General features: G+C 51.6%; 17 protein-coding genes. 8 read left to right on the forward strand and 9 right to left on the reverse strand.

Features of this window, described 5'->3' with window-relative positions; all coding sequences use genetic code 11:
- Positions 1 to 199 precede the first annotated feature (199 nt).
- Positions 200 to 2,680: a glycogen/starch/alpha-glucan phosphorylase gene (locus HMPREF2952_RS05760; protein WP_049335548.1), complete on the forward strand. Its 2,481-nt coding sequence runs from the start codon at positions 200 to 202 to the stop codon at positions 2,678 to 2,680.
- Between the two features lie 154 nt (positions 2,681 to 2,834).
- Here the strand turns inward: HMPREF2952_RS05760 and ribBA are convergent, their stop codons facing one another.
- Positions 2,835 to 4,178, reverse strand: coding sequence for a bifunctional 3,4-dihydroxy-2-butanone-4-phosphate synthase/GTP cyclohydrolase II (gene ribBA / locus HMPREF2952_RS05765; RefSeq protein WP_210398395.1), 1,344 nt, complete (start codon positions 4,176 to 4,178; stop codon positions 2,835 to 2,837).
- Positions 4,179 to 4,372: 194 nt separating this feature from the next.
- On the opposite strand from ribBA, the gene HMPREF2952_RS05770 reads away from it, so the two are divergent.
- The gene (locus HMPREF2952_RS05770; protein WP_049335612.1) at positions 4,373 to 4,975 is read left to right on the forward strand and encodes a DUF4230 domain-containing protein; all 603 of its coding nucleotides are present in this window, start codon (positions 4,373 to 4,375) and stop codon (positions 4,973 to 4,975) included.
- A gap of 65 nt (positions 4,976 to 5,040) precedes the next feature.
- Here the strand turns inward: HMPREF2952_RS05770 and HMPREF2952_RS05775 are convergent, their stop codons facing one another.
- Together HMPREF2952_RS05775 and tsaE are read right to left on the reverse strand one after the other, a co-directional pair.
- Entirely contained in the window at positions 5,041 to 6,288 is a 1,248-nt protein-coding gene (locus HMPREF2952_RS05775; protein ID WP_049335552.1) for an N-acetylmuramoyl-L-alanine amidase, read from the reverse strand.
- The gene (gene tsaE, locus HMPREF2952_RS05780; protein ID WP_004519510.1) at positions 6,276 to 6,746 is read right to left on the reverse strand and encodes a tRNA (adenosine(37)-N6)-threonylcarbamoyltransferase complex ATPase subunit type 1 TsaE; all 471 of its coding nucleotides are present in this window, start codon (positions 6,744 to 6,746) and stop codon (positions 6,276 to 6,278) included. Before tsaE ends, HMPREF2952_RS05775 begins: the two co-directional genes overlap by 13 nt.
- A 171-nt stretch (positions 6,747 to 6,917) precedes the next feature.
- Here tsaE and pheA point away from each other — a divergent pair, with 171 nt between their 5' ends.
- From pheA to prfH, 3 genes are all read left to right on the forward strand, one after another.
- Complete coding sequence (pheA, locus tag HMPREF2952_RS05785) at positions 6,918 to 8,006, forward strand: prephenate dehydratase (RefSeq protein WP_070695365.1); 1,089 nt, start codon at positions 6,918 to 6,920, stop codon at positions 8,004 to 8,006.
- Between the two features lie 397 nt (positions 8,007 to 8,403).
- On the forward strand, positions 8,404 to 9,537 hold the full coding sequence (locus HMPREF2952_RS05790) for an RNA ligase RtcB family protein (protein WP_070695366.1): 1,134 nt from the start codon (positions 8,404 to 8,406) through the stop codon (positions 9,535 to 9,537).
- A 2-nt stretch (positions 9,538 to 9,539) separates the two neighbouring features.
- Positions 9,540 to 10,178 carry a peptide chain release factor H gene (gene prfH / locus HMPREF2952_RS05795; RefSeq protein ID WP_070695367.1) on the forward strand — a complete coding sequence of 213 codons (639 nt, stop codon included), beginning with the start codon at positions 9,540 to 9,542 and terminating at the stop codon, positions 10,176 to 10,178.
- An 86-nt stretch (positions 10,179 to 10,264) separates the two neighbouring features.
- On the opposite strand, the gene HMPREF2952_RS05800 is transcribed toward prfH, so the two are convergent.
- The 6 genes from HMPREF2952_RS05800 to HMPREF2952_RS05825 all read right to left on the reverse strand — a co-directional run bounded on the left by HMPREF2952_RS05800 (position 10,265) and on the right by HMPREF2952_RS05825 (position 18,388).
- Positions 10,265 to 11,494 carry an HlyD family type I secretion periplasmic adaptor subunit gene (locus HMPREF2952_RS05800; protein WP_070695368.1) on the reverse strand — a complete coding sequence of 410 codons (1,230 nt, stop codon included), beginning with the start codon at positions 11,492 to 11,494 and terminating at the stop codon, positions 10,265 to 10,267.
- An 88-nt stretch (positions 11,495 to 11,582) separates the two neighbouring features.
- The gene (locus tag HMPREF2952_RS05805) at positions 11,583 to 13,790 is read right to left on the reverse strand and encodes a type I secretion system permease/ATPase (protein ID WP_070695369.1); all 2,208 of its coding nucleotides are present in this window, start codon (positions 13,788 to 13,790) and stop codon (positions 11,583 to 11,585) included.
- Between the two features lie 43 nt (positions 13,791 to 13,833).
- The gene (locus tag HMPREF2952_RS05810; RefSeq protein WP_224783373.1) at positions 13,834 to 15,030 is read right to left on the reverse strand and encodes a TolC family protein; all 1,197 of its coding nucleotides are present in this window, start codon (positions 15,028 to 15,030) and stop codon (positions 13,834 to 13,836) included.
- Between the two features lie 336 nt (positions 15,031 to 15,366).
- Positions 15,367 to 16,626, reverse strand: coding sequence for an RsmB/NOP family class I SAM-dependent RNA methyltransferase (locus HMPREF2952_RS05815; RefSeq protein WP_049335559.1), 1,260 nt, complete (start codon positions 16,624 to 16,626; stop codon positions 15,367 to 15,369).
- Positions 16,627 to 16,661: 35 nt separating this feature from the next.
- On the reverse strand, positions 16,662 to 17,531 hold the full coding sequence (locus HMPREF2952_RS05820) for a DUF1853 family protein (protein ID WP_049335560.1): 870 nt from the start codon (positions 17,529 to 17,531) through the stop codon (positions 16,662 to 16,664).
- Between the two features lie 41 nt (positions 17,532 to 17,572).
- Entirely contained in the window at positions 17,573 to 18,388 is an 816-nt protein-coding gene (locus HMPREF2952_RS05825; protein ID WP_049335615.1) for an RNA methyltransferase, read from the reverse strand.
- A gap of 174 nt (positions 18,389 to 18,562) precedes the next feature.
- Here HMPREF2952_RS05825 and HMPREF2952_RS05830 point away from each other — a divergent pair, with 174 nt between their 5' ends.
- From HMPREF2952_RS05830 to HMPREF2952_RS05840, 3 genes are all read left to right on the forward strand, one after another.
- Entirely contained in the window at positions 18,563 to 19,348 is a 786-nt protein-coding gene (locus HMPREF2952_RS05830; protein ID WP_004519521.1) for an inositol monophosphatase family protein, read from the forward strand.
- Positions 19,349 to 19,611: 263 nt separating this feature from the next.
- A complete protein-coding gene (gene proB, locus HMPREF2952_RS05835) occupies positions 19,612 to 20,415 on the forward strand; it encodes a glutamate 5-kinase (protein WP_049335562.1) in 804 nt (267 codons plus the stop codon).
- Between the two features lie 9 nt (positions 20,416 to 20,424).
- Positions 20,425 to 21,675, forward strand: coding sequence for a glutamate-5-semialdehyde dehydrogenase (locus HMPREF2952_RS05840; RefSeq protein ID WP_049335564.1), 1,251 nt, complete (start codon positions 20,425 to 20,427; stop codon positions 21,673 to 21,675).
- The last annotated feature ends 75 nt before the right edge of the window (positions 21,676 to 21,750 follow it).

Genomic DNA, 21,750 nt, shown 5'->3' on the forward strand with positions numbered 1-21,750 from the left:
AATTAAATGTTTTATAAAGAAAAATATATCCTTTTTTTGAATCTTTCCGCTATAATCTCCTTGGTTTGTAACAAATCTACGCACCATTCCTTTCAGACGGCCTGTTGCCGTTGTCAGGCCGTCTGAAAACCGAGTTTCGTTGTTTTTAATAAAACCATCAGGCGCGTTGTCCAGTGCCTCACGCTAGAGAAAGGCTTCCATGGCTAAGAAAAAACTCCCCATCTCCGGTTACGATTATGTAATGCCTAAACCGGACGCCGAAACCATCCGTAAATCCATCGTTTACAAGCTGATTTTCATCTTGGGCGTAGATCCGAAGGAGGCAACTTCACACCAATGGCTCAACGCCGCCATGCTTGCCGCGCGTGACCTGATTGCGGAAGATTTCCTCAAAACACGCCGCGCCCACATTGATAACAGTAAACGCATGGTTTATTACCTGTCTATGGAATTCCTGCTCGGCCGTTCGTTTGTCAACGCGCTGATTAACGAAGGCGTTTACGCCGAATTTGAAGAAGCCTTTAAGCAACTGGGCAAAGAATTTGCCGATGTCTGCGAACAAGAAGAAGATCCGGGTTTGGGTAACGGCGGTTTGGGCCGTCTGGCCGCCTGCTTCCTCGACTCTTTGGCAACCCTGCGCATTCCGGCCATGGGCTACGGCATCCGTTACCAATACGGTATGTTCAAACAAGAAATCGTGGATGGCCAACAAGTTGAAAAACCTGATTTGTGGCTCGACCAAGATTTGGCATGGCAGTTTGCCCGTCCGAACAAACAATATTCCGTCCGTTTCGGTGGTCAAGTGTTGAACTTGGGCGACAAAAAAGAATGGCAGCCAAGCGAAGAAATTTCTGCTTGGGCATACGATGAAATCATTCCGGGCTATGGCGGCGAATGTGCCAACCCATTGCGTTTGTGGACTGCACACGCAGGCAACCTGTTCGACCTTGCCGACTTCAACCGAGGCGACTATGCCTCTGCCGTTCGCGCACAAAACAGCGACGAAAACATCTCACGCGTTCTGTATCCGAACGACTCTACCGATTCCGGCCGCGAATTGCGCTTGAAACAAGAATACTTCTTGGTTTCCGCTTCCGTTCAAGACATCGTTGCCCGCCACAAATGCCGTTTCCCAAGTATCCGCACTTTGGCGGACGAAGTCGCCATCCACTTGAACGACACCCATCCGGTACTCGCTATTCCAGAATTGATGCGTATCCTGATTGACGAAGAGGGCATTGCATGGACTGAAGCATGGAATATGTGCTGTAAGATTTTCTCTTACACCAACCACACATTGATGAGCGAAGCCTTGGAAACTTGGCAGGTTGACCTGATGGGCCGTCTGCTGCCGCGCCACTTGGATATCATCTTTGAAATCAACGCCTACTTCCTCAATGCCTTGCGTGCCATCGGTAACTTCGACGACGACTTTGTCCGCCGCGTATCCATCATTGACGAAACCCACGGCCGTCGCGTTCGCATGGCATGGCTTGCCGTGATCGGTTCGCACAAAGTCAACGGCGTGGCAAAAATCCACTCCGATTTGATGACCACATCCATCTTTGCCGACTTTGCCAAAGTGTTCCCAGAACGCTTTACCAACGTAACCAACGGCGTCACCCCGCGCCGCTGGATCAACATCGCCAACCCGGGCCTGACCAAATTCTTGGACAAACATCTGGGCGACGAAGACTGGCGTCTGCATTTGGACAACCTGACCAAGCTCAACGACAAAGTGGACGATGCCTCCGTACAGGCAGAATTCGGCGAAGTGAAAAAAGCCGCCAAAGAGCGTCTTGCCAAATACATCGAAACCGAGCTGGGTATCAAAGTTAATACCGATGCACTTTTCGACATCCAAATCAAACGTATCCACGAGTACAAACGTCAAGCATTGAACGTGATGCACATCGTCGACCGTTACAACAAAATCCTGGAAAACCCGGATTTCGATTGGCAGCCGCGTGTGTTCATCTTTGCCGGTAAAGCCGCTTCCGCCTATTACATGGCGAAGAAAATCATCCGACTGATTAACGACGTTGCCAAAGTCATCAACAACGACACCCGTATCCGTGACCTGATTAAAGTCGTTTACATCCCGAATTACAGCGTCAGCCTCGCCCAAATCATCATTCCTGCCGCCGATTTGCACGAACAAATCTCACTGGCAGGTACAGAAGCATCCGGTACCAGCAACATGAAATTTGCCCTCAACGGCGCAATCTGTATGGGTACACTGGACGGCGCGAACGTTGAGATTTTGGAAAAAGTCGGTGCGGACAACTGCTATATCTTCGGTAACACCGTAGAACAAGTCGAAGAAATCCGCCGCAACGGTTACGACCCGTTGAGCTATATCGAGCGAGACAGCGACCTGCGCCGCGTCGTCAACCAAATCAGCCAAGGCACTTTCTCTCCGGAAGAGCCAAACCGCTACAACGACGTGTTGCAACCATACGGCGACTTCTATCAACTGATGGCCGATTTCCGCAGCTACATCGACACGCAATACAAAGCGGACGAACACTACCGCAACGTATCCGCATGGCGCAAATCAGCCTTGATCAATATCGCCAACATGGGCTTCTTCTCATCCGACCGCTCCATCGCCGACTACTGCCGCGATATTTGGTACATCAAACCATTGAGCGAAAAAGAATTGCCCGGCAGAAATTAAGCGTTAAGCAGATAACGAAAGCCGATACATCGGAAAGGTGTGTCGGCTTTTTTTATATTCGCTGTTTTTGAATTGGATAATAAACTTAAAAGGCCGTCTGAAAACTTTCAGACGGCCTTTTGTTTCATTTGCTTTGAGCATCAATCAAGCAAGATTATTTTTCAGCTTCTTCAAAGCCGACGACTTCGAGGCCGAAGCCGGTGAGGCCGGTGAAGGATGACGGCTGGCCGAGGACGCGCAGTTTTTTGACGTTGAGGCCGGCGAGGATTTGTGCGCCTATGCCGTAGCTTTTGCTGTCCCATTTGTAGGCTTGGTTGGCGCCTTTGGGCAGGGTGCGGTCGAGCAGGGTGGCGCCGTCTTCGGTACGGTGCAGGAGGATGACTACGCCGCTTTCGGCTTGTTGGATGCGCTCAAGGGCTTTGGGCAGCGACCATGAATGGCGCGGGTTGGCTTGGATGAAGTCCATGACGCTGAAGGGTTCATGGACGCGGACGAGGGTTTCTTCTTCGGCGGAGGGTGTGCCTTTGACAAGGGCGAGGTGGGTTTCGCCGGAGAGTTTGTCGACGTAAACGTGTTGTTGGAACTCGCCCCACGGGGTTTGTACGGGTGCGTTGCCCATGTCTTCGAGCAGGCTTTCGGTACGGCTGCGGTATTCGATGAGGTCGGTAATGGTGCCGATTTTGAGGTTGTGCTCTTCGGCAAACTTCATCAGTTCGGGCATACGTGCCATGGTGCCGTCGTCGTTGATGATTTCGCAGATGACGGCGGCGGGAATCAGACCGTTCATTTGTGCCAGATCGACGCCGGCTTCTGTGTGTCCGGCGCGGACGAGTACGCCGCCTTTTTGGGCGCGGAGAGGGAAGATGTGGCCGGGTTGGACGATGTCTTCAGGTTTGGCGGATGGGGAAACGGCAGTTTGAATGGTCAGGGCGCGGTCGGCGGCGGAAATGCCGGTGGTAATGCCGTGGGCGGCTTCGATGGAGACGGTAAAGTTGGTGCCGTATTGTGCGCCATTTTTTTGGGTCATCATGGGCAGGCCGAGTTTTTCGACCATTTCGCCGTCCATCGGCAGGCAGACCAGGCCACGTGCGTTTTTGATCATGAAGTTGATGGCTTCGGGGGTAACGAATTGGGCGGCCATCAGCAAGTCGCCTTCGTTTTCTCGGTCTTCGGCATCAGTGATGATGACCATTTTGCCGGCTTTGATGTCTGCTAGGATTTCAGGGATGGTGGAGATGTGGGACATGGTATTTCTTTCTTGGCTGATGGTAGGGGCGTGGCGGTCTTGGTGGTCTTGATCCAACCACATGTCAGGCATATTTGCTGCCTGCTCGATTTTTCGGGCTTTTTTCTCGCCGAAAGATTTGTTTTTCAGTAGGGCGGACAGCTCGCCTTGGTTGATAGAAATGGCTTGGGCAAACTTGGTCTGCTGGCCGTTGTGGTGTTGTGTTATCCATTGCCGCAGGTTGTGGCGGCGCAGGGCGGGGGTATTCATGATGAGATGAAATTGAATTGTGTGTAATGGATTGTAGTCTTGTATTTACCAAAAGGCAAACTTTGTTTGTTGAGATTTTTATTACTTTTTGGTAATGAAATTTATTGTTTCAGACGGCCTGGGTATGGCTTGAAATTGACGGTTTTGGGAGAATATGGGGAATGTTTTGATGATTATTTTAATGGGGGATGTTTGAAATGAAAATGCTTGGACGCGGATTGGTCGTGCTGGTGTTGTGTGCGCTGACGGCTGCGGGCGGCTGGTTTTATGCCCTGCATGGTCAGAACGAAGAACATCAGGTTTTGTCCCGTGAGGGGGTTTTGATGCAGATTAAGCAGATGAACCGCTTGGAAAGTACGGCATTTTATATCGATACGATTATCCGTACGGAGAAAAAAGGGGATTGGCGCAGGCTGTGGCAGGATTCACAAAGCGGTATTTTTATTGTGCGCGGTAAGGTGTTGGCTGGTTTGGATTTGGACAAGTTAGGCGCGGACAATGTCAATATTGTGGACGACAAGGTCTTAATCAGCCTGCCGGCGGTGGAAATTTTGAGCGTGGATTTGGAAAATATCGAAGTGTACGATATTCAGACCGGCTCGTTTAATTTGCTGCCTATGGATAAGTCGGTATTTAAGACGGTGCAGGAAGAGGCGAAACGGCAGGTATTGCAAAGCGCATGTAGGGCTGAGATTTTGGAACATGCCAACCGTCAGGCGCAAATGCAGTTGGAAAACCTGTTTGCATTGACGCAGACGAAGGTATCCGTCTATCCGGCTGCGGTAGGGAAGTGCGGTTAAATAGATTGCTTGAAAAGATAAGGCCGTCTGAAAAATTTTCAGACGGCCTTTGTTTCATCAAGCCATTAACCGCGTCGTAAAACGGCGGTATTGATGTATTTTTGAATACCGGTGGCAATGGCTTGGGCGCATTGTTGGCGGAAGGATTCGCTGCCGAGCAGCCGCTCTTCGGTAGGGTTGGAGAGGAAGGCGGTTTCCACCAAAATGGACGGAACGTCCGGCGCGCGGAGGACGGCAAAGTTGGCCTCGTCAACGCGGCCTTTGTGCAGTTGGTTGAGTTTGCCCAATTCGGTCAAGACGGAATGGCCGAGCTTGCGGCTGTCGCGCAGGGTTGCGGTTTGGGTCATGTCCAAAATCGTGTTGTCGACGTTGCGGTTGCCGCTGGATTGTACACCGCCGATGGCGTCGGCGTTGTTTTGGGTTTGGGCAAGGAATTTTGCCGCCGAGCTGGTCGCGCCTTTGGTATTGAGCATATATACGCCGGTACCGCGAGCGGACGGGCTGGTAAAGGCATCGGCGTGGATGGATACGAATACGTCGGCATTGCGCGCACGGCCTTTGGCAACGCGTACGCCCAATGGGATAAAGATGTCTTCGTTGCGCGTCATGAATACGTTGTAACCCAAGGCCTCGAGGCGTTTTTTGGTTTCGCGTGCAATGGAGAGTACGACGTTTTTCTCTTTGAGGCCGCTCGGGCCGATTGCGCCAGGATCTTCGCCACCGTGACCGGGGTCGATCATAATCACGGGACGGCGGTTGCCGCCGCTGCCGCGATTGTTTTTAGGGGCAGGGGTGTCGTATGCGATATTGGTATTTTGACGTTGTTTGGGAACATTGCCGTTGAGCAAGGCCATCATCGGGTCGTTGGCATCTGCGCCGTGCGGATAGAGGTCGATAACCAAGCGGTTTCTGAAGTTGCCGACGGGGGCGAGCGCAAAGACTTGCGGATGGGTGCTTTGTTTGAGGTCGATGACGATACGCACGGTATTGGGCGTATTTTGACCGGCACGAATGCTGCGGATAAAAGGGTCGTTAGACAGCACTTTGCTGGAAATGCCTTGCAGGACGCTGTTGATTTCCGCACCTTGAATATCCACGACCAACCTGCTGGGGTTGTCCAACATAAAATGTTGGTATTTCATCGAGTGGTTGCTCTCAAGGGTAACGCGTGTGTAGGCGTTCGCCGGCCAAATGCGGACGGCAAGGAATTGCGCAGGAGAGGCCGGTTTGGCCAATGCGGCACCAACGGGCGTGAGGGTGAGAAATAGTCCTGTGCCTTGACGGAGAATGTGTCTTCTAGTTAATTTGACCATGATTCTAAACTTTTTCGGCCTTGGTTTGTGTGGGCGGAAAAGGTGCAGGTTCTGCCCTTATCGGTGTACGTCAATGTAATGGTAATGTCTGCCAGAGGCGTGAATTCTCCACCTTGCTGCGGCCATTCGATGAGGCAGATGCTGTCGGGCGCAAACAATTCGTCCAAACCGGCATCTTCCCATTCCTCGGGCATGGTAAAGCGGTAGAGGTCGAAATGGTGGAGGGTGAATGTATCCAGCGGATAAGATTCGACAATGGTGTAAGTCGGGCTTTTGACTGCGCCCGTATGTCCCAGTCCGCGCAAAATTCCGCGTGTCAGCGTGGTTTTGCCTGCACCCAGCCCGCCTTCAAGATAGATGGTCAGCGGAGCGGAGAGTTGCTTGCTCCATTCTTCACCCAGTTGCAGGGTTGCTTCTTCATCGGGCAGAAAACGGGTGTAAAGTCCGTTTGAGTGCATGGAATAGGCCTTGTCGTTCAAAAGGCTTAATTATGATGGAATTGGCGGCGTTTGCAAACCTGATAGACGATAAAGTTAGATAAAGATAGTGTTGAGGCCGTCTGAAAACAGAATTCAGACGGTCTTTAATGTTAAAATGAAAATATCCCTCACAAAATTGCGAGACAGCTTATGCCTTTATCCATAGACGAACAATTATTGCCGCACCGCAATGCCATCGACAGCATCGATGCGGAAATCCTCCGTTTGCTCAACGAGCGCGCCGGTCATGCGCATGCTATCGGTGAATTGAAAGGGACAGGCGCGGTGTACCGTCCTGAACGGGAAGTGGCCGTTTTGCGCCGGATTCAGGATTTGAACCGCGGCCCTTTGCCGGATGAATCGGTTACCCGGCTGTTTCGCGAGATTATGAGCGAATGTTTGGCAGTAGAGCGTCCGCTGACGATTGCCTATTTAGGCCCGAAGGGGACATTTACCCAGCAAGCCGCCATCAAACATTTCGGCCACGCCGCACACACCATGGCGTGTACCACCATCGACAATTGCTTCAAACAAGTTGAAACGCGCCAAGCCGATTATTTGGTGGCGCCGGTAGAAAACTCGACCGAAGGCTCGGTGGGGCGCACTTTGGATTTGTTAGCAGTAACCGCGTTAAAAGCCTGTGGCGAAGTGGTTGTCCGCATTCATCACAACCTGCTGCGTAAAGACAGCCACGAAATCGGCGGCATTACCAAAGTTTTCGCCCATGCCCAAGCCTTGGCGCAATGCAACGACTGGCTTGGCCGCAACCTGCCCAATGCAGAGCGTATCGCCGTGGCCAGCAATGCAGAAGCAGCACGTCTGGTTGCTGAATCTGACAGCCCGAATGTGGCCGCCATTGCCGGACGTATTGCCGCGGAAATTTATCAGTTGAGTTTTGCCGCCGAGTGTATCGAAGACGAACCGAACAACACCACGCGCTTCTTGGTGATGGGTCATCAAGAAACCGGCCGCAGCGGCAATGACAAAACCTCTTTGGTCGTCTCCGCGCCGAACCGTGCCGGTGCCGTTACTTCGTTATTGCAACCTTTCACCAAGTTGGGCATTTCCATGACCAAATTTGAAAGCCGCCCAAGCAAATCGGTTTTGTGGGAATATCTGTTCTTCATCGATATCGAAGGCCATCAAAGCGATGAAAATGTCCAAAAAGCCTTGCAGCTTTTGGGCGAACGCGCTTCCTTCGTGAAAGTTGTCGGATCTTATCCGACCGTTGTTTTGTAAGGATTATTGGGTATAAAAGGCCGTCTGAAAAGTTTTCAGACGGCCTAAATCATGTTCTCAATAGTTGCCATTTATGTAACATCATTGGCAGATTGATGTCAGTAAGTTTGCATGATTGGAAATGAACCCTCTATAATCCGAACGTTTTTAATATTTTCATGCAAAGAAAGGAGCAAGCCATGACATGCAATACTTCAATCTGCTCAATCACATTCTTTGCAGCCCAAGCGTCGGTCTGATTTTCGGATAACGCTTTTCGCATTCCATGTCGCCCGCTTCGGGCTGCTTTCCCTACGATTATCGGCTAGAAACCAGGCCGTCTGAACATTTCGCAGACGGTGGATACCTATTGTCATCTGTTGACGGTTTCTATCCGTTTTAAAGAAAGTATAAACACATGGGCAATTATCCCCATCATATTCAAATTATTGCCGATTCAAATACATGGATTGAAGGCAACGCTGTCGCTCAGCTCGAAACCACCGCTCAATTACCGCATATGCTGCGTGTTGCCGGAATGCCGGATTTACACGCGGGACGCGGTTATCCGGTTGGCGCGGCATTTTTCAGCGACCGTCATTTTTATCCTGCCCTGATTGGGAACGACATCGGTTGCGGTATGGCGTTTTGGCAGACTGATTTACGCGCAGCCAAACTCAAACCGGCCAAACTCGCCAAACAGCTGGGCAATATCGATACGCCGCTAGATAAAGACGAACAGGTTGATTTGTTAGGCGACGCTGTCGATATGCGCCAATTTTCAGACGGCCTTGCCGTAGGTACGATTGGCGGCGGCAACCATTTTGCCGAGTTGCAAACCGTTGATACTGTTTATCGCGCCGATCTGCTTCCGACAGATTTTGATGAAAACCATTTGCAACTGTTGGTGCATAGCGGTTCGCGCGGATTGGGCCAACAGATTTTGCAACGCCATATTGCCGCCTTTGGGCATCAAGGTTTGGCGGAAGAGGGCGAAGCGGCGGCAGCCTACCTTGCCGAACACCAAGCAGCCCTGGAATTTGCTAGCCTTAACCGCCGTTTGATTGCGGCCAGAATGCTCGACCGTTGGCGCGCAGAAGGAATATGCCTGCTCGATGTCCATCATAATTTTTTGGAACAAACCGAGATTGACGGCACAACCGGTTGGCTGCACCGAAAAGGCGCAACGCCCACCGATAAAGGCTTGGTCATGATACCCGGCTCGCGCGGCGATTACAGCTATCTGGTCCGACCTGCCGAAGATTGCCAAATTTCGTTGAATACCTTGGCTCACGGCGCAGGTCGGAAATGGCAGCGCGGCGAATGCAAAGGCAGGCTGTCGCACAAATATACTGCCGACAGCCTGCGCCAGACCGAATTTGGCAGCGTAGTCGTTTGTCAGGATAAGGCCCTGATTTTTGAAGAAGCGCCGCAGGCTTATAAAAGCATCGACAGCGTTATTGCCGCCATGAAAAACGCAGGTTTGATTGAATTGGTCGCGCGGTTCAAGCCTGTTTTGACTTATAAAACCGGCGGCGAGTGTGGAGCGTAAAGATGAAACAGAATACACCAGCGGTTTATCTGCAAATTTCCACCGCGCAAGGGCCGGCAGAGTGCCGAATATTTGCCCGTTTCGTCTTGAGCAAGCTGCTTGCCGAAGCTCAAGCAAAAGGTATTGACGCCGAACTTGTTACCGAAACCGCCGATAAGCACGGTATTTTGTCGGCAACGCTCAAATTGGAAGGGCAGAAAGCCGAAAGCTTGGCACAAACTTGGCAGGGGACGCTCCAATGGATATGTCCTAGCCCTGTCCGTCCGAAACATCCGCGTAAAAATTGGTATATAGGCGTTTTTCGCTTGCCCGATATGCCGCAGATGTATGAAATGCCGTCTGAAAACGGAATCGAGTTTCAAACCTGCCGCTCAGGTGGCAAGGGTGGGCAACATGTCAATAAAACCGAAAGTGCCGTCCGCGCCACCCATAAAGAAAGCGGCATTTCCGTGCGGGTCGAGAGCGAACGCAGCCAGCACGCCAATAAAAAATTGGCGGTAATGTTATTGGCGCAAAAGCTGGCGGAGCATCATGCCGGACAGGCTGGAAATTTTGCGCAGGAGCAACACGCGCAACGCTATCAAGTTGAGCGCGGCAATCCGAAAAGAACGTTTGTCGGTACTGCTTTTAAGGAGAAGTAATTTGCCTGCCGGATAAACGGGCATAGTGAAAACAGAAACCAAAGGCCGTCTGAAAACTTTCAGACGGCCTTTTATCGGTTTATCGATTAGCGTTCGCTTAACGCTTGTTTCATGCGCGTAATCGGTTTGATCAGGTATTGGAAGATGGTTTTTTCGCCGGTTTTGATGTCCACCGTCGCGACCATGCCCGGAATAATCGGCATAGGTTTGCCGTTTTTGTCTTTCAGGGAGTTGTTTTCGGTTTGGACGAGAACACGGTAATAGACTTGGTTCGGGTCAAGTTTTAAGTCGTTGGCACGGTTTTGCATGGAGTTGCTGACGGTATCGGCACCAACAAGGGTAACTTTGCCTTCCAAACCGCCGTAGATGGAGTAGTCGTATGCGCTGACTTTAACTAATGCAGGTTGGCCTGCGCGGATAAAGGCGATGTCTTGCGGACGGATATAGGCTTCGACCAGCAGTTTGTCGTCAACCGGGACGATTTGCATGATGTCTTCGCCTGCGTTCACAACGCCGCCGATGGTCGTGACTTTTATGCCTTTGACGATGCCGCGCATAGGTGCGCGGATTTGCGAGCGTTCAACCGGGTCGGCACGCATGGCAACGTTTTCTTTGGATTGCGCCAGCTCGGATTCGGCTTGCAAGAGTTCGTTGTTGGCATCGGCTTTGTAACGGTTGCGGCGTTCGGAGATTTGAGTAGCCAAGTCTGCGGAATCTCGGCGCATTCTTAAAAGTTCGACTTCGGAAACCACGCCTTCGGTAACCATAGGTGCGGTAATGGCGATTTCGCGGTCAAGTGCGGCCTTGCTTTGGGAAAGGCCGCTGACGGCGTCAGTCATGGCTTGACGGCGTGCTTTGTAGGCGGCAATTTCGCGACGGCGAAGCTCGGGACCCACGCTGTCAGGGAAGGAGAGCTTGGTGCCGTAGGCCTCGGCTTTAAGGCGGGCAACGGTGGCTTCGAGGTTTTCGACTTTGGCTTCGCTTTCACGCAAAACGGCGGAGCTGCGCGTGTCGTCGAGTTTCATCAGAATCTGATCTTTCTCGACCATATCGCCTTCTTTAACCATAATTTCGGTTACGATGCCGGGGTCGAGGCTTTGAATCACTTGCTCACGGCTACTGGGAATGATATTGCCGTTGCCGCGGGTCACTTCTTCGACCGGGCTGTTGTAAGCCCAAATAACGAAGACAACCAGGAAAATGAAGAAAAGGATGATGACCCAAAATTGACCGCTGTGTTTTTCTTTTTGAAGGGCGGCGTTGAGGTCGTTGATGAGGTGTAGGTCTTTGGATTTGACGTTGTTTTCGCGGCTCATAATCGTGTGTCTTTATTGTGTTTGGTGGATTTTAACCATTAGGGCAGGCCGTCTGAAAGGGTAAGCAGGTTTCAGACGGCCTTTTGCTTTATTGTGCTGCCGATTGAGGGGCGGCGGCTTGTTGTTGCTGTTTGGCGTTGACAGCTTGTTGCTGTTGTTTGACGTTAGCTGCTTTGGCCTGTTCGTTTTGCATGAGTTTTTGCAATACCAGGTCACGCGGGCCGTCCATTACGACTTTACCATTGTCCATGACAATGATGCGGTTGACGATTTGCAGCACTTGCGGACGGTGGGTTACCAAAAGCATGGTGCGGTTGCGACCCCATTGGGCGATGGCATTGAGCGCCATGCGTTCGGTAGCTTGGTCCAGGCTGGTGGTCGGCTCGTCCAGCAGGACAACTTTCGGATTGCGCAAGGTCATGCGCGCCAGGGCGATGATTTGTTTTTGACCGCCGGACAAGCCCAAGCCGTCTTCACCCAAAGGCATATCCAAACCGCGCGGATGGTTACGGATGATTTTGTCAAGGCCGAAGCGGTTGAGCGCAATCAGCAGGTCTTGGTCGGTAGAATAACTGCCGGTACGCGCTAAGTCCATGTTTTCGCGCAATGTGCCGAGGAACAGGCGTGGCGATTGGCTCAACAGTAGGACTTGGTCGCGCAGGAAGTTGGGGTCAAGCTGGCGCATATCGACGCCGTCAAGGGTAACGTTGCCTTTTTCGGTATCGTACAGACCGCTGGCCAGTTTGAGCATGGTGCTTTTACCGCTGCCGATACGGCCCAAAATACCGACTTTTTCCCCCGGTTTGATGGTCAGGCGCAAATCTTCGACGGCGCTGTTGTTGTCGGCTTGATATTTGAACGATACGTTTTCAAAGGTAATATTGCCTTGAACGTTGTCCAAAGTAATGTATTTGCGTTCCGGATTGCGTTCGATAGGGCGGGTAACGATGTCGTTTACGCCTTTGAGGGCAAGTTTGGCTTGTTGGAAGCGGGTAGCCAAACCGGCGATTTGTGCCAACGGCGCCAAAGCGCGGCCGGACAGAATCACAGAGGCAATCAATGCACCCATGGTGATGCGTTCCGCATGGTTGTCGGCGTGAATCAGATAGGTACCGACGACGACCAAAAAGACGGTATTGAGCTGCTGCATGGCAACGGCGAAGTTGACCATGAAGTTGCTGGTGTCTTTGACTTTGATAGAGGAAGCGGAAGTTTTGGCGGTGTATTCGTCCCAGCGTTGTTGCGCCCAAGATGTGGCGTTGTTGGTTTTCAGGGTTTCGATGCCTTCGATGGCTTCAACGGCAAGGCCTGAGCGTTGCGAACCTTCTTTCATCGATTCGTTGATGTGGCGCGAGAGCGGGCGTTGTACGACAAAACCGACAATCACGACAATCGGAATGATGGTCAGGGGAACAAGCGCGAGTTTGCCGCCGACCATGGAAATTACGAAGATAAACAGCAGCAGGAAAGGCAAGTCGACGATGGTCAACAAGCTGGCACTGGTCATGAACTCGCGCACGGCTTCAAATTCGCGCAGGTTGCTGGCGTATGAACCGGAAGAAGCAGGACGGTCTGCCAGACGCAATGCCATCACGCGGCGGAATAAAGCGGAGCTGATGATCAAGTCGGCTTTTTTACCGGCAATATCGGTCAAGTGGCCGCGGATCATCTTGGCAGCAAACTCAAACAAAATCGCCAAGACTACGCCGATACTCAATACCCACAAGGTTTCATAGGCTTGGTTGGGAATCACGCGGTCGTACACGTTCATCACATACAGGGAGCTGACGAGCGCAAGGAAGTTGATGATGATGGTAGCCAAGATGACTTGGTAGTAGTAGCTGCGGAAACGCCAAATGACTTTCCAAAACCATGCTTTGGGCAAATGGTATTCAGGCAGCTCCGAGCGCATATCGGTAGCCATTTTGGGTTTGATAAACCAGCAGTAGCCCAAATACAGGCCGGAGAGCTGCTCGTGGCTGAGTTCCTGTTCCAAACCATCGACTTGGCGGATATGGTATTTGCGCTCTTGTCCTGAGCCTTCGATTTTAGTGATGACCGCGGCCTCTTCGTTGTGCAGGATAATCATGACCGGCACGGCGAGCGAGGGAATGTCTTCCAGATTGCGTTTGGACAAGGTGTTTTCAAAGCCGTGGCTGCGCAGGACTTCGACCAGTGAGTGATAGTTGACCTTGAGCTTTTTGTCGCGCACGACTTCGGCGGACAAAGCGGCTTCGGATACGGGCGCACCCAAAAGGCGGGTCACTAAAACGATGTGTTCAATGATGGCTTTCATATTTTTTCGCGTAATGTTTTTGGTTTAACCGGCGGATATGGCTTTATTTTTGTGCCAAACCGACCCAAGCGGAGATTTTGGCTTGGGTATTTAAATAGTCAAGCGCCGCATCGCGGAAATCGTTGCGGGCGGCAACATAATCCTGCTCGATGGAGGATAACTCGCTGTATGCGCTCAAAACGTCGGTCAGCGTACGTCGGGCGATTTTAAATTGCAATTCATACACTTTGATGACTTCTTTTTGGGCGGCGATGTGTTGCGCCGTCAGCACGGTACGCTGTTCGCTTTCCTGCATATCGATGGCCGACGTTTGAACGCGTTCGTTCATGTCGCGCAGGATTTGTTCGGACTTGGCTTCTGCGGCAATCAATGATTTGGCATTGCGTTCCACATTGTGTCGTGCGGCAATATCCAACACATTCCATGCAACGTTTAAATAAAGCTGTCTGGTGTTGCGCGTTGCACTGCCTTCCAAATTGAGGGCAGGCAGGCGTTCGGCTTTGGAGGCGTCCAAATCGGCACGGACGCTGTCGCGCTCGGCCAATTGCGCCTGATAGGACGGATTGTTGTTGCGGTTGGGATTGTTGAAGCGTTCAGTGATGGATTTCGCCGTGTCGTTTTTAAACGGATCTTCCAAGTCGTTGGCAGTCAGCTGGCGCGAGGTATAGCGGGACAGGCGGCTCAGGGCCAAATCCATGGTGCGGCGTTGTTGGGCAATGATGTTTGCCACTTGTAGTTGGCGCGCGCGCGCTTCAATCAGCTCGGAACGACGGCCGGCATCATATTTGACGATGGTGTCCAAGTCTTTTAAGAGGTTGTTGTGGCGCGCTAAAGTCTGCTCGTTGAGGATCAGGGTTTCTTTTGCACGCAATGCGCTCAGGTAGAGGCGGCCGATATCGCTGCCGAGCTGCTCTTGGCTTTCGGTGTATTTGTGTTGATAGTATTCTTCGCGGCTGCGGTCGCGGCGGACGGCGGCTTCAATCGCACCCCATGAGTAGATGTTCACGCTGCCGCGCACGCCGATACCGTCATCCATGTCGTTGCTGTTATATTTATTGTGTTGCGCCAGCACTTTCGTGCCGGTCAGGGTAACGACAGGATAATGGCGCGCACGCGTAGCTTTGGTCGTGCTTTGCGCTGCTTCTTGAGTGGCTTTTGCTTCACGCACAATCGGGTCGCTGATTAAAGCATCCCTGAGGATGTCTTGCAGGCTGTATGCAGAGGCCGTCTGAAACGGCATCAGACAGCAGGCGACGGCAACGGCCGATGACAATAAACGGAGCTTTGTGGGGGAAGAATAAATATGCGGCATGATTTCTAACCAAATGATTTATATATTATCGTTGTCCGTATCGGGTATCGCCTGAGGCATGACCGGGCGAATTTTGAACGAGAACACATACATTTACAAAGCATAAAGCATTTTTTCCAGCTTTTCACAATATTCTGATGAAAGGTCAAGATACATGCCTTAAAGTATATTATTGCAGAGCGCGACTATCGTTTCTAATGATTTTAATGTAAAAAATCTATTAAAAAGGCCGTCTGAAAGGATTTCAGACGGCCTTTTTCAACCTTAATCCTTACGTTGCAATACAGCGGCAAAGAAACCGTCGGTTTGGTGTTCTCCAGAGTTGAGGCGCAGGTATTTTCCGGTATCCAAATCAACCTTCAGGCTTTGCAGCAGTTCGGCGCAGTTGACGAGTTCAAACTCGGGATGTTCGGACAGGAAACGTTCGACTTGCAACTCGTTTTCTTCCGGCAACACGCTGCAGGTGGCGTAAACCAAACGGCCTTGCGGTTTCACCAGTTTGGAGGCGGCATCGAGGATACTGTGTTGCTGTTCCAAAAGGTTGGCCACGGTCTCGGCGGATTGGCGGTATTTGAGGTCGGGATTGCGGCGTAAAGTACCCAAACCGGAGCAGGGCGCGTCCACCAACACGCGGTCGGCTTTGCCTGCCAGTCGGGCGATACGGGTATCGTGTTCGCTGCTGATGCGTTCGGGGTGGATATTGGTCAGTCCGGCACGGGTCATGCGCGGTTTGAGGTTGGCAAGGCGTTTTTCGGCGATGTCGAATGCGTAGATTCTGCCTTTGTTGGCCATTTGCGCGCCGACAGCCAAAGTTTTACCGCCGGCACCGGCACAGAAATCGACAATGATTTCGCCGCGTTTTGCGCCCACCAATAAGGCAAGCAGCTGGCTGCCTTCGTCTTGGACTTCCAGTGTACCGTCTAAAAATAGCTCGTGTTTGTTAAGCGCGATTTTGTTTTTCAGGCGGATGCCCCAAGGCGAATAAGGCGTGGCTTCTGCATCGGCACTTTCGGCTTGCAACAATGGCAGCACTTTATCGCGTTTGCCTTTCAAGGTATTGACGCGGATGTCGAGCGGGGCAGGTTGGTTGATGCTGCGGCCGAAGGCGAGGATTTCTTCTTCGCTCCAATGCCGTTGCAGTTGTTCTACCAGCCATTGCGGCAATTCTGCGGCGGTATTCAGGCCGTCTGAAAACTCGGTTTTGCGGGCTTTCAAATTGCCGAGGAACTCTGTTTCTTCTTCATCAAGCAGGTCTTTGATTTGGCTGATGTTGGTGCTTCTGCCGAGAACCAGTGCGGCGAGTGCTGCTTTGCGCGGCTGCGCGTGCGGACGGCGCAGGGCGGTACTGATTTTTTGATAGTGGCGCAATGCGGCAAAGGCTGTTTCGGCGATTTCGTGGCGGTCTTGGCGGCCGAGCTTTTTGTGTTCGCGGAAATAGGCGGAGAGGACGGCATCGGAAGGCTGTTTGAAAGTCAGCATTTCAGCCAAAACTTTGGCGGTATGGTCGAGTTGTGCGGCGTTCATAATGTAATGGGTTCTCTTAAAGTTGGTAAAGGGTTTCAGACGGCCTTCATGATGCGTTCGATTTCGTGCCAAAAGCCGTCCGGCCGTAATTCCAAAACGGCAATCAAGCCTTGGTCGATACGGCGGATTTCGGTTTCGTTCAATGTTTCGGTTTCGGCGACACGAGCAGGCGCGAGATAGGCCATACGGTCGAGCAGGTGGTAGCGGACTTCTTGGTGTTCAAACCAGTATTCCGCCCAATCTTGAATATAGATGCCGCGCCAGCCGTATGAGTTAAGTGGCGGCTCAAAAGCATGGAAACCTTGTGGAAAAAATCCGATGCCGCGCACGATGGAAGCAGGAAGCGGATTTTCCGGCAGGCCTTGTGCGGTTAAGGCTGCTTTGCCTTGCAGTGTATGTAGCAGCTGGGATTGCTGCACCAATTTGGCGGCCTTGTCCGTCAGCGTGTCTTTAGGGTTGAGACCGTGCAGGTTTTGCACTTGGTCTCCGCCGTAGTATTTACACGCCAGCTCGATATGGTAGGGCTGTTGGTTGAGGGAAACGACAAAATCCGCGGCACCTAAAGTTTGGCCGTCTGAAAAAACGGGCAGGTTGTATGCGTGCAGTTTGGCGTGCGGCGCGTTGGCAAACCAAAACGTCAACAACTCTTCGGCATAAATGCCGAGACGGTGGCCGAATGGGGAACGTTGGGCAAGGTGATCCATCAGCGGCGCGGGATCGGCGTCCAATGCCAAAAGGTAGCGGAAACCGTGCTCCCCCAATAGTTCGCGCACGCTCAATTCGCAACCGCTTTGCCACAAAGGGGGCGCAGTCAGCAGCGAGGCGAGGTCGCGGACGGGTTGGCTGGTGAGTTTCCACCATAATGCGTCTAGGGCGTAATTCATGCTTATCCGAATATCAGTCATGCTGTCTGAAAAAGCTTGTAATGTTTTCAGACGGCCTTAAATCAGTCTTTTTTATGGATACGGTGGCTGACGGTATTGAAAAAACCGCGCAGGATGTCGATGTCTTCGGTTTGCGTGTTGGCGCGTCCGAACAGGCTCTGCATACGGCGCATCAGGCGCTCGCCGTTGCGGCGGTTGAAAAAGCCGATGTCGTTCATCACGCTTTCCATGTGGGCGACCATGCCTTTGATTTGCTCATGGGTCGCAGCGTGGTCTTCCTGTTGAAGATGGGTCATGGGCGAATCGGTTTGGCTGAAGATTTCGTAGCACACGACCTGCACGGCTTGGGCGAGGTTGAGCGAGAAATAGTCGGGATTGCCGTTGATGGTCATCAGTCGGTTGCAGGCTTGGACTTCTTCGATGCTCAAGCCGAAAGTCTCGTTGCCGAAAACCAGTGCCACTTTTTCGCCTCGGTTGGCGGCCTGCAGTAATTCGGGCACCAAATCGCGCGGGGTTTGCAGCGGCGCGGTGATTTCGCGGCGGCGACTGGTCAGGGCGCAGGCGATGGTGGTGTCGGCAAGGGCTTCGTCCAAAGAGGCAGCAATGGTGGCATTTTCCAAAACGTCTGCCGCACCGGAAGCGAGGATGAAACTTTCTTCCGGTAATTTAAACGATTGCGGATGCTCCGGATCGAATACGGGCGGATTTTCCGTCATCGGCGTTGCCATCAGATTGGGGGCAACGATGGTCAGTTTGTGCAGGCCCATTGTTTTCATGGCGCGGGCGGCGGAGCCGATATTGGCGGGATGGCTGGTACGCGTGAGGATGATGCGGATATTGTCCAGATAGGCGGGCAGGGCGGGTTTTTCGGAAGTCATGTTTTGTTTTCTGTTTGTACGGGAATCAGGTATAATGCGCCATCTTTTTGTTTTCAGACGGCCTTTTTCCATGCCGTCTGAAATGTTCTTTAACAGCATCGGAAACGATTAACAGCCTCTTGTGTGCCTGTTCGGCGCATTAGGGCGTATTTTACCTGAATTAGGAAGAAAACCATGAATCCGTTTTTAAATACCGCTTTCAAAGCCGCCCGTAAAGCAGGGCAAATGATGATTCGCGCCGCCGGCAATCTGGATGCCGTCAAAGTAGACAGCAAAGCATTCAACGACTTCGTTTCCGATGTTGACCGCAGCTCCGAGATGATTTTGGTGGAAGCGCTCAAAGAAGCCTATCCGCATCATAAAATCACTTGCGAAGAAGGCGGCTCCCACGGTAAAGCCACCGCCGAGTACGAATGGATTATCGACCCGCTCGACGGCACAACCAACTTCCTCCACGGCCATCCCCAATACGCCATCTCTATGGCACTCCTGCACAAAGGCGTGTTGCAAGAAGCTTTGGTGTACGCACCTGAGCGCAACGACGTATACATGGCTTCCCGCGGCAAAGGCGCGTTGCTCAACGACCGCCGTATCCGCGTTTCCAACCGCATCGAATTGAACCGCTGCCTGATTGGTACCGGCTTCCCTGTTGTCGATCAAAGCATGATGGACAAGTATCTGGCGATTTTGAAAGATTTCTTGTCAAAAACCGCCGGCGGCCGTCGTGAAGGCGCGGCTTCTTTGGATTTGTGTGCCGTTGCGGCCGGCCGTTTGGACGGTTTCTTTGAGTTCAACCTCAAACCTTGGGATATTGCCGCCGGTGCATTGATTGTCCAAGAAGCAGGCGGCATCGTTACCGATATGTCCGGCGATGAAGGCTGGTTGGAAAGCGGCGACATCGTTGCGGCCAATCCTAAAGTATTGGCACAAATGCTGAAAATTATTTCTGAACACCAATAAGCTTTTGTAGGGAACGGTCTGTATTTATCGTGACAGGCTAGAGTTTAAACAATCGGTAAAAGGCCGTCTGAAACCTGAAATAGGGTTTCAGACGGCCTTTTATTTTGTTATTAACGGATTCGGATAAGAGCTGAAAATACGGCTTTTAAAGGAAGCGTTTTTAATTTTGTCTGTATTTTCTATTGCTTCGCAGTTATGATATGGATACGTTTGGCTGAAATAATGCCGCATGCAATCATAAAAATAGAAAGCAGAGGAGAATAATGAAACGAGATTTTGAAGCAGTAAAACGCATTGTTATTAAGATTGGAACCAGTTCGTTGGTGTTGCCAAACGGCAAAATCAATTTGGCAAAAATCGACCAACTGGCCTTTGTCATTTCCAGCTTGGTCAGTAAGGACAAAGAAATTGTGCTGGTGTCTTCCGGCGCGATGGGCTTTGGGCTGAATGTCCTCAACATGGAAAAACGTCCGGCGGAAATGGCGCAGCAGCAGGCTGTTTCCAGCGTCGGCCAAGTGGCCATGATGAGCCTTTACTCGCAGATTTTTTCCCATTATCGGATGACGGTATCGCAAATCCTGCTGACGCGTGATGTGGTCGAATATCCGGAAAGTTTGGCAAACGTTACCAATGCTTTTGAATCCCTGCTTTCCATCGGCGTCATCCCTATTGTCAATGAGAACGACGCGGTCAGCGTGGATGAGATGGACCATGCCACCAAGTTTGGCGATAACGACCGTTTGTCGGCAGTCGTGGCGAAAATCGTTAAAGCCGATTTGCTGATTATGTTGTCCGATATTGACGGTTTGTTTGATAAAAATCCGGCTGTTCACGCCGATGCCAAGCTGCGCAGCCATGTTGCCGATATTACCGAAGAAATTATTGCTTCTGCCGGCGGATCGGGCAGTAAGTTTGGTACGGGCGGCATGTTCAGTAAGATTAAGAGTGCGCAGATGATGTTTGAACATCACGGCCAGATGGTGTTGATGAACAGCGCCAATCCGCGCGATATTCTTCAGGTTTTAGATGGCGCGCCTATTGGAACGTGGTTTGCACAAGAGAAATAGGGAGGTTTGATGAGCTATATCGAACAGTTGGGCAAGAATGCCCAAAAAGCCAGTAAAACGTTAATCAGCTTGGGAAGCTTGGAAAAAAACAATCTGCTGCGTCAGGTTGCAACGGCGTTGGTTGAACAGGCTGAGATGATTTTGGCAGAAAATGCCCGCGATTTGGCCGCTGCAAAAGAAAACGGCATTTCGGACATTATGCTCGACAGGCTGCGTTTGAATCACGAACGCATCAAAGGCATTGCGGAAGGCGTTGGGCAGGTTGCCGATTTGCAGGACCCAATTGGGCAGGTTGTCCGCGGCTATATCAATTTGGACGGTTTGAAAATAGTTCAAAAACGCGTGCCTTTGGGCGTGGTTGCCATGATTTTTGAAAGCCGCCCGAATGTTTCGGTCGATGCGTTTTCTCTGGCCTTTAAAACCGGCAATGCCATTATTTTGCGCGGCGGTCGCGATGCCATCCATTCCAATACCGCATTGATTGCCGTCATCAGGCAGACTTTGGTAAAAGCGGGGATGGATGCCGATGTGGTGCAGCTGGTTGAAGATACCAGTCATGCTGCCGCTGAGGAATTGATGCAGGCGGTTGATTATATTGATGTACTGATTCCGCGCGGCGGCGCGCGCTTGATTCAGACGGTGAAAGAGAAATCGAAAGTTCCCGTCATTGAAACCGGAGTCGGTAATTGCCATATTTATGTGGATGACAGTGCCGATTTGGAGATGGCGGTCAATATCGTCGTGAACGCGAAAACGCAGCGTCCGAGCGTGTGCAATGCCGCGGAGTCTTTGGTTGTTCATGAAAAGATAGCGGAAGCGTTTTTGCCAAAACTGGAAGAAGCCGTTGCCAAAGTGCATCCGATCGAATTTAGAGCCGATCAGGAAGCGCTGCGTATTTTTAAAAATGCTGTTTTGGCAACCGAGGAAGATTACAGTACCGAGTTTCTTGACTATATTATGTCGGTCAAAACGGTAAAATCAGTGGAAGAAGCCGTCGATTGGATTAACGGCCATACGACGCATCACTCGGAAGCGATTGTGACCCAAAGCATTGCCCATGCCGAGTTTTTCCAAGAAAGCATTGATGCGGCGGCGGTTTATGTCAATGCGTCCACTCGGTTCACCGACGGCTTTGTTTTCGGATTGGGCGCGGAAATTGGTATTTCCACCCAAAAAATGCACGCCCGCGGCCCGATGGGTTTGGAAGCGCTGACTTCGACCAAGTTCTACATCAACGGCAACGGTCAGATCCGACGTTGATAAACGCCCCTCAACTTCATCAATTTGCGTATAATGGCGGGAAATTTGATTTTTCCCGAACAACCGATTTAGTAA

The sequence above is a fragment of the Neisseria sp. HMSC068C12 genome, from assembly GCF_001814095.1.
Taxonomy (GTDB): Bacteria; Pseudomonadota; Gammaproteobacteria; order Burkholderiales; family Neisseriaceae; genus Neisseria; species Neisseria perflava.